Below are 8967 nucleotides of genomic sequence, written 5' to 3' on the forward strand. Positions count from 1 at the left end.
TCCTCTAGTAACCTTTAATAAACTCCAATAATATTGTATCAAATTTGGGTGAATCTTCCACATGAACTGTATGCCCTACACGCTCTACAATTTCTAAACTCGCATTAGGTAGCGCCACTTTCATTTGATGTGCAATCGATACAAACTTCTCATCCCATTCACCAACAATTAATTGCACAGGTAACTCCAAAGTATTCAACTGATTCCATAAGTTCGGCATATGACCCGTTCCGTAATCTGTTAAAGCTTTAATTAAGCCTGTCGCGTTCTGTGCCATTCTTAACTGTCGAACTTGAAGCTGTTTCACTTCAGGCATCCATTTCTGTGTCTGAAATAATGGCAACTTCTCCCAATCATTCACAAATACTTCGAGCCCTGCAATCTCAAGTACACGTGCACGTGCTGCATCCACTTGTTGTCGCTCATGACGTGCAACAGGATCTTGAATTCCTGGAGAACCACTTTCGAGTATTAAACCTGACAACAATGAAGCATGATTGAGTGCATAATAAAGTGCTACCCGCGCCCCCATTGAATAGCCATGTAAATAAATAGCTTGGCTGTCAAATTGTTGAAGCACTATATGCAATTCAGAAGCAATCCAATCAAAATCCCATTGAATATCTGTAGGAGATTGATCTTGGCCGTGTCCCGGAAGATCAACACAAACTAAGTCCGCTTCTCTCGTCAATCTCTCGATATGTGAATCAAATGTGCGTTGATCACTAATAAACCCATGTAGCAATACTAAAACCTTGTCGGTCGGTTGTTGTGCCCGATGCCAATTATAATGTAACATTTACAATTTCACTCAATTTCTGATAAAGATTTTGATGGGCGTCATAATTTTTTTCACGATTTGTCATCACTTCAAACAATGTTGGCGTCATCGTCGTCAAATTAGCATACGCAAATGCCTGTAAGTCTTGAATACGCTTAAAATTAAAATCATAAAGCAACGCAGTGTATTCAAAATTCAACCCTGTAGGTGTCCCGAATAAGCGTTCAAAATGTTGGGAAGCACTCTTTTTCTGTGGTAAATATGAGAAAATACCACCCCCATCATTATTGAGTAGCACAATATTCATATGAATGTCGTTTAGTTTAGACATAAGTAAACCATTCATATCATGGTAAAAGGCAATATCACCAATAAGTAATGTTACTTTTTGATGGACAGCCATACCTAAAGCAGTTGAAACAACCCCGTCTATTCCGTTTGCACCTCTATTAGCATAAATACGACCGCGCTGATTAAAATATAAATTATCAATATCGCGTATTGGCATACTATTACTTACAAACAAACAATCTTCATCTGTTAATTTATCCAGTAACTGACTCACATATGCAGACTCATCATTAGCATTTTTTTGATGCTCAATAATCGTTAAACGGGCTTGTTCTTCCATATTTTGCCATTGACTTAGCCACATTTTACGATATGTACCAGGCACCTCACCTAAAGCTCTAAAAAAGTCATTCGGTGACATTTCAAAAAAGTAATCAGGTTTTTTAGGAAATGCATCTACGTTTGAGCTGTTTTGAACTAAAATTTGATCCGCATCTGTTGTTTTCAACCATTGATTTAATTTTTTAGATACGACCGGCTTTCCTACTCTAATAACGAAATCGGCTTCAATTTCAAGTCCAGCACGCAAAAGTAAATCATAGGTTGCAATCACATTTGGATGTTGTGTGGCACGTATGCCGTTTAATGCGTCAGCTAGTATCGGTAAATCATACACGGTAGCAAACGTTAAAATTTGTGATATATCTTGATGTTGCATATCACCAACGACAATTAAGCCTTTCGCTTGCTTCAATGTTTTTTCAATACTACTTAAATCTATTGCTTTTTGATATTTAGGACGGTCATACGTCTCTGTTTTCAGTAAGTCTAAACGTGATAAATCAGGTGTAAGCGGCTCGCGAAACGGCAAATTAAAATGGACAGGCCCTTGTTGTGGTCCGTCAAAATATTGGCTCGCTTTTTGTATTTGATATGCATTGAATTCAGTCATATGCATCGTACCATCTGCTATTGGCAAATCGCATTGAAACCGAACATAATTTTGAAACATCCCCACTTGATTAATGGCTTGTGGTGCCCCTACATTTCGAAGCTCATGTGGTCTATCACTCGTTAATACGATAAGTGGCAGACGACTAATATGGCTTTCTGCGATGGCAGGGACATAATTCGCAGCCGCAGTACCAGAAGTACATACGATTGCAACTGGACGTTGACTTCCCTTCATTAATCCTAGTGCAAAAAAAGCAGCACTTCTTTCATCTGGATGAATCCATGTTTTAATTTCAGGGTGACACTCCAAGGCCAAAGCGATTGGTGTTGAACGAGAACCTGGACTAATCACGACTTCTCGCAAGCCATACGCATAGAGCTCAGAAACGAAATGAAAAACTTGTTCTGTTAAATCACTTTGATTAGTCATATTCAGTCACCCCTAGTGCCTCCATCATTGGTTTAAATTTTAAAGCTGTTTCTGCTACTTCTTCAGCTGCATTAGATTCTTGAACAATACCTGCGCCAGCAAAAAGCAAGGCTTGATATCGGTTCATTAACATCGAACGAATAGCCACAATAAACTCACAATCATCATACATATCAATCATACCTACAGGTGCCCCATATAAACCACGTGCGCCGAATTCATGCGCTTCAATATAATCTAATGCACGCGCTTTCGGGTATCCCCCAAGTGCAGGTGTAGGATGCAAGTCGTCTATCAATTCGATATATGATTTTTGTGCAAGTGGACCACCCATCTCTGTATATAAATGATATAAATGATCATTTTTTAAAATTTTAGGTTCCTTATTATAATCGACATGTGTCGTAAAAGGTCGTATATCTTCAAGTATGCTTTCGACTACAATTTCATGCTCAACTAAGTTTTTTGCATCTTTAAGAAAAGCTTCGACATGTGCTTGGTCTAATTTTTCATCATGCGTACGACGAATTGTTCCCGCAACGGCTTTGGTAGATAATTCACCGTTTGTAACTTTAAACAATTGTTCTGGTGTTTGAGATATAAAGACATCTTCTTCGGATTCTAAAACAAATAGATAACTGTTTTTTTCATTTTGTAACGCCCGATAAAGTACCGTTGGAATACTTAAATCTGCATCAAATTGCACCATACGTCTGCGCGATAACACAATTTTTTCATCATGAGCTAACTGTTCTGTTGTCTTTGCAACTAATGCTTCCCACTCATCTTTATATATGTCTTCCATACGTTTCACCGGTGGTGGTGCCGTATCTTTTATTTCGATTGTTTCTAAATGATTCAATTGATCGAATAGCGCATTAAATTGATCTATAGAAAACGTTTCTTTCTGCACTGTATAGGTTAAAAACGTTTCATCGTTTACTTGTGATATTAAAACTTCAGGCAAAATAAAGTGATTCACACCAAAACGGCGCCATTCATCCCCTAGACGCTTTGTAGAAAACTGAAACCCCCCACAAATTCGCAAATGATGGCGCTCAGAATCAGGATGGATTAGTGCAATGTTGTCTTTAAACTTTTCCCATTCTTTAAAAATAGAGCGTTTATTTGTGAAATCATTTTTAATTTTTGTTGCAACACGGTAACCAAAAAAAGCTGTTTTACTATCATTTAACTGAAAGTAAAAACGATCTCCTGCATCTTCTTTTGACATTTCAAACAACGTGATCGGATCCAATTGTTTTTGCAACTTCACTTCAATCGAAACCCATTGCTGTGTTGTTTGTTTGACCGCATCCATGATTGCCTGTTCACAGACGTCAACAGTCATCTCATTCTCACTTCTTTCATCATAATCAAGTTTCATCCATTACTCCATTCTAACATTTTTAATCGTCGTTGTGTGCGCAAGCGCCTTTCCTATAATATTATTATTGATTTAATAGTAAAATTTATTTATAATAGCCATGTATTATAAATATTATAAAAAGAGGTTATTGATATGGCGACTGAATTTGAAAAGCATTCAACATTTCACAAATACTGGCTACTTATGCGCCCACATACACTCACCGCTTCTGTTGTTCCAGTTTTAGTTGGAACTGCAACTGCTAAACTTTTTTTATTAGGCAGCGAAGATCATCTACGCTTTAGTCTATTCTTAGCAATGTTGGTCGCTTGCCTACTCATCCAAGCTGCTACGAACATGTTTAATGAATACTATGACTTTAAAAAAGGTTTAGATGATCATGAGTCAGTTGGTATCGGTGGTGCCATCGTCCGTAATGGCATGACACCTGAGCACGTTTTAAGACTCGCACTCATTTTTTACGTCATCGCAGCTTTACTTGGACTTTACTTAGCAATCCAAACTTCATTTTGGTTAATACCTGTTGGACTTTTATGTATGGCAGTAGGCTACCTTTACACAGGTGGGCCATTCCCAATCTCATGGACGCCCCTAGGTGAATTATTCTCTGGTGTATTCATGGGGATGATTATTATCGTCATCGCATTTTACATACAAACAGGCAACCTGCAAAACTATGCTTTTTGGATTAGCATTCCAATTGTAATTACTATCGGCCTCATTAATATGGCTAATAATATTCGTGACCGCGTCAAAGACAAACAAAGCGGTCGTCGTACATTACCTATTTTATTAGGCAAACGTGGCTCGCTTATTTTTATGGCAGCATGCTACATTTTAGCATATCTATTCGTGATTTATACGGCACTTTTCAAAGATGGTGGATCTCTCTTCTATTTACTTGCACTATTAAGTTTTCCACTGCCAATCAAAGTTTATCGCCGTTTTAAAAAGAACGATACACCACAAACGATGATGCCGGCAATGGCAGCAGCAGGAAAAACAAATACATTTTTCGGTGTTTTGTATGCATTAGGCATTTATATCAGCGCTTTACTGGGTGGCGTATAAAACATCCAGTACGCATTCATTTTATGTGATGTATTTTTAAATCACGACGGGTGTGGAAGTACGAAATCTCGCTTCAATCATGAGATTTCACTTCCCACCTTTTTCTTTTTTTCAAAAGTCTCTTGTAGACTATCAATTTCATTGTAATGATATATAGCGATATATACAAATGTTTTAATCCGCCTTAATTTGAATTAACTGATGGCGATAATTAAAAAATTGTCGATAGCTTAAATAAGTTGCAACAAGCGCTGAAATAATCGTTGCCGTTGTATGAATAAAAACAACCATGAGTTGAAATTTAATCGCTTGTAAAGGTGGGACGCCGGCAATAATAAGCCCAGTCATCATTCCTGGAATAGAGACTAGCCCGTATGTTTTTACTGAGTCAATTGTCGGAACAATTGCTACTTTAATACTCTCTCTAATTGCCTCTTTTGCAGCTAATGAAGGTCCCGCACCTAACGATAGTTTTGCCTCAATAGATTCTGTCTCTTTCGTAAAAATCCGATCTAAATTTTGATAACTCAAATTAATCGCAATCATTCCATTACTCCCTACCATACCAGCAACCGGAATAATTTCATTCGGCTTAAAGCTTATCGCACCTGTTAACAGAACGCCTCCTAAAGAAAGGACAGCACCTGTCATTATTCCAGCAAACGAAACCCAAAAAACATGATGCATGATTTTTGAAGCACGTTTTCGCGTATTCGCTGCAGCATTAATCATAATGACTACTATTAAAGCGATAACAATCCATACTTGTTCTAATTTGAAGACAAATTCTAACAAATAACCAATAATGACCAACTGAATCACTGCACGTATCGCAGCAACAATTAAATCTTTCGCGATGTGCAATCTTTCTTTAAAAGAAATTAGTATCGGAATCAATAACAATAAAGACGTTAACAACAAAGAAGTTGTACTCATCATAATCATTGTTCCTCCTTTGTAATGGTGCCGTTTGTAATTTCAAGTTGTCGATGAAAATGACGGTGACTTTGCTCTGTATTATGTGTAATCCACATCACAGACATTCCTTCTTTGACTAAATCAAAAATAAACTTTTCGATTTTTTTGCTATTAATATCATCTAATGCACTCGTTGCTTCATCCAGTAAAAGCAAATCTGGTTTGAACATCAATTGACGCGCGATTGTCACGCGCTGTTTTTCACCGCCGGACATGTGATGAACAGAGTCTGAAAGTTTATACTTTTTCAACCCCATCGCATCCAATAAAAATTTCGCACGGGATTTATCAAATCCTTCTTTTCGTGCGTGCGATGGAAAAATGAGATTATCTCGTATCGTATCACCAAAGAGTTCAACCGATTGTGGTAAATAACTAATTCTTTGTCTTAAAGCTTCTGGTTCGTATGTTTCGTAAGGCTCATTTTTAAACTGTATCGTTCCTTCCGTTGGACTAATCAAATCAGCTACTATTCTTAATAGTGTACTTTTTCCGCTGCCAGAAGGTCCTACAACCGCAATCGCTTCACCTTGATCTACACGGAAACTGACACGATCTAAAATTCGCTGATCATCGATACAGTAACTCACATTTTTCACGTCAAGCATCTATTTTGTTCCCACCTTTATATTTCATATAGCGATAACGATGACCGTACAACATTTTATCTTTTACTGTTTCAAAGCCCATTTTTCGATAGAGTTGATATGCCTTTTCATTGATATATTCACAATTTAACCCCCATGTAGCATGATTATCAGATGATAAAAGATAGCGCATTAACTGACGCGCAATACCACGTCCTCGAAACTCAGGAAATGTCGCAATTGATTCAATATAAATATCACCTTCATCTGCCTCTAACACAGGTAAAGGCGTCGTATGTTCAAGTTCAATAGGCGTATCAAACTGTAAACGCTCCCATTCTTTTTCATATTGTGCTTCATTTTTCCCAGGATATGCCACAATCATACCTGCTACTTGTTGGTTCACCTCATAGACATGAACATGTGCCAATGCATTTCGATAATGTACATCCGTAATACTTTTCATCAGTGCATGGATGACGGTCGATTTAGCATAACGTTGCACAATTTCCAATTCCATATCTTGCCATATCATGTAGGTCAATTCCGCAATCGCATGTACGTCTTCATATGTTGCTTTTCTAATCATAATTCTCCACACCTCTTCTATGTAATCCCTTTATATTTTAGTCTATATAACGCAAGATTTAAAATAAATAATTTAAATTAGCAAATATACGTTCTAATTTTACTTCACAAAACAGAACGTATGTTCTATAATTGATATGAGGTGATTTCCAATGAAAGATAAAACACTGCCGACTGCGTATCAATCTGAAACTGATTATCGAAAGATTCCTAGACAATATTTAAATACGAGCATCCCTAAAGGACGCGGTATTGTGAAATGGGCGCCCTTTGCGACACTACCCGAACAATTTTCAGAGATTAAACAATTCGAAGCCAATCAACTAAAAATCGACCGCCCAGATTTAAGCGAAGATCAAATCAACGAAATCAATCAAATGTTGCATTTTAAAATTGCTAAAAACGCCTTCACTCAAATTAGCTATTGGCGTTCTGGACAGATTCATACCATTCAAGGCTACATTGCAAGCATTAACACATTAGAAAATATATTGGTCATTGCGAATGAACGACGTACCGATCAACTCACAATTGGCTTAAATGAACTTTACGGTGTCGAATAATATAAAATAAAAATAATCCTATCGTTAAGAAAACCATCACGATAATTCATCTTGCTACTCATACATTAAAATGCACGTCATCTCGCGTGTCCTACATTAATATACCCGAAATTTTGACAATTATTTTATTTTCTACATATTTATTACAATAAAAAAAAGAAAACATGAAGTACTATACTTGATATCAGATAGTGCAAAATGCGCACACCATTTTTATAACGTATTCAAAGATAATTTGTATCTTTTAAATGCATTGAAAGATACGATCTCGCTAAGTCTTCGTATAAGAGTGACTAAAAATAGATTTAAAACGCTAAATAAACGGATTGATTACTTTTAAATTAACACGTAAACCCCCTATTCTCTTATAAATGTAAAATAGTTGTTCTGTGAAACGACTCAAAAAACCGTTCATGTCTACATGATCGGTTTTTCGTTAGGACAAACAGGATTTCAAATTTTATAATGCTCCTTAAAATTTGAATAGCGACATTGTTGTAATAAGTAAGATTTATAGCTCGTAGGAATTGGACATCTGCATTTAATCTTATTGTAGCTGAAAACGATGTCTAAAATCGGTACCATTTAGCTTCCGAAGAGATTAAGTGATGCGCGTCACCCTCTTGATACGACTGACTTTTAAGTAAATAAAAAAGTGTCAAAAAAGTAACTTGCACTTTTTTGACACTTGCTTTTCGAAAACCCTATTAAATTAAGGACTTTGAAGTATAATTTACGGAAACGGAGGGATTCGAACCCTCGCGCCGCTTTCGCGACCTACACCCTTAGCAGGGGCGCCTCTTCAGCCAACTTGAGTACGTTTCCATGGCTCCACAGGTAGGACTCGAACCTACGACCGATCGGTTAACAGCCGATAGCTCTACCACTGAGCTACTGTGGAATAATAAAATAACCTGGCACCGTCCTACTCTCGCGGAACGTCAGTCCGACTACCATCGGCGCTAAAGAGCTTAACTTCTGTGTTCGGCATGGGAACAGGTGTGACCTCTTTGCCATTGGCACCAGATTAAATTGAATGTTATACATTCAAAACTAGATAGTAAGTATACATTCACAAGTAAAACCTTATGAACAAATTTGATTAAGTCTTCGATCGATTAGTATTCGTCAGCTCCACGTATCACTACGCTTCCACCTCGAACCTATTTACCTCGTCATCTTCGAGGGATCTTATAACCGAAGTTGGGAAATCTCATCTCGAGGGGGGCTTCATGCTTAGATGCTTTCAGCACTTATCCTGTCCATACATAGCTACCCAGCTATGCCGTTGGCACGACAACTGGTACACCAGAGGTATGTCCATCCCTCCTTAT

8 protein-coding genes, 2 tRNA genes and 2 rRNA genes are annotated in these 8967 nt (G+C 37.4%); 2 read left to right on the plus strand and 10 right to left on the minus strand.

All coding sequences use genetic code 11. The annotated features are described in order from the left end of the window. Positions 1-4 precede the first annotated feature (4 nt). The 3 genes from menH to C1H58_RS06545 are packed head-to-tail and all read right to left on the minus strand — an operon-like array spanning position 5 to position 3807. Positions 5-799 carry a 2-succinyl-6-hydroxy-2,4-cyclohexadiene-1-carboxylate synthase gene (gene menH / locus C1H58_RS06535; RefSeq protein ID WP_165545708.1) on the minus strand — a complete coding sequence of 265 codons (795 nt, stop codon included), beginning with the start codon at positions 797-799 and terminating at the stop codon, positions 5-7. After that, complete coding sequence (gene menD / locus C1H58_RS06540; protein WP_165545709.1) at positions 786-2456, minus strand: 2-succinyl-5-enolpyruvyl-6-hydroxy-3-cyclohexene-1-carboxylic-acid synthase; 1671 nt, start codon at positions 2454-2456, stop codon at positions 786-788. The genes menH and menD overlap by 14 nt, the downstream gene beginning before the upstream one ends. Continuing rightward, entirely contained in the window at positions 2449-3807 is a 1359-nt protein-coding gene (locus C1H58_RS06545; protein ID WP_165545714.1) for an isochorismate synthase, read from the minus strand. Before C1H58_RS06545 ends, menD begins: the two co-directional genes overlap by 8 nt. A 171-nt stretch (positions 3808-3978) precedes the next feature. Here C1H58_RS06545 and C1H58_RS06550 point away from each other — a divergent pair, with 171 nt between their 5' ends. Beyond that, positions 3979-4917: a 1,4-dihydroxy-2-naphthoate polyprenyltransferase gene (locus C1H58_RS06550; protein WP_060830132.1), complete on the plus strand. Its 939-nt coding sequence runs from the start codon at positions 3979-3981 to the stop codon at positions 4915-4917. Positions 4918-5091: 174 nt separating this feature from the next. Here C1H58_RS06550 and C1H58_RS06555 read toward each other — a convergent pair whose 3' ends face one another. The 3 genes from C1H58_RS06555 to C1H58_RS06565 are packed head-to-tail and all read right to left on the minus strand — an operon-like array spanning position 5092 to position 7071. After that, a complete protein-coding gene (locus tag C1H58_RS06555) occupies positions 5092-5856 on the minus strand; it encodes an ABC transporter permease (RefSeq protein ID WP_082165761.1) in 765 nt (254 codons plus the stop codon). 2 nt (positions 5857-5858) lie between these two features. Then, a complete protein-coding gene (locus C1H58_RS06560) occupies positions 5859-6503 on the minus strand; it encodes an ABC transporter ATP-binding protein (RefSeq protein ID WP_165545710.1) in 645 nt (214 codons plus the stop codon). Further along, a complete protein-coding gene (locus tag C1H58_RS06565) occupies positions 6496-7071 on the minus strand; it encodes a GNAT family N-acetyltransferase (protein ID WP_165545711.1) in 576 nt (191 codons plus the stop codon). The genes C1H58_RS06560 and C1H58_RS06565 overlap by 8 nt, the downstream gene beginning before the upstream one ends. Positions 7072-7222: 151 nt before the next feature. On the opposite strand from C1H58_RS06565, the gene C1H58_RS06570 reads away from it, so the two are divergent. Continuing rightward, positions 7223-7633 (plus strand): YolD-like family protein, encoded by a 411-nt coding sequence (locus tag C1H58_RS06570; RefSeq protein WP_060830135.1) that lies wholly within the window; start codon positions 7223-7225, stop codon positions 7631-7633. A 736-nt stretch (positions 7634-8369) separates the two neighbouring features. Here the strand turns inward: C1H58_RS06570 and C1H58_RS06575 are convergent. The 4 genes from C1H58_RS06575 to C1H58_RS12215 form a co-directional block, all read right to left on the minus strand. Further along, positions 8370-8458: transfer RNA gene (locus C1H58_RS06575), tRNA-Ser, on the minus strand. A gap of 1 nt (position 8459) precedes the next feature. Next, positions 8460-8534 (minus strand) — tRNA-Asn (locus C1H58_RS06580). 11 nt (positions 8535-8545) lie between these two features. After that, positions 8546-8660, minus strand: a 5S ribosomal RNA gene (rrf, locus tag C1H58_RS06585). Between the two features lie 71 nt (positions 8661-8731). Further along, a 23S ribosomal RNA gene (locus tag C1H58_RS12215) occupies positions 8732-8967 on the minus strand; the annotation flags it as partial.

This window comes from Staphylococcus sp. 191 (genome assembly GCF_011174885.1).
Lineage (GTDB): Bacteria > Bacillota > Bacilli > Staphylococcales > Staphylococcaceae > Staphylococcus > Staphylococcus coagulans.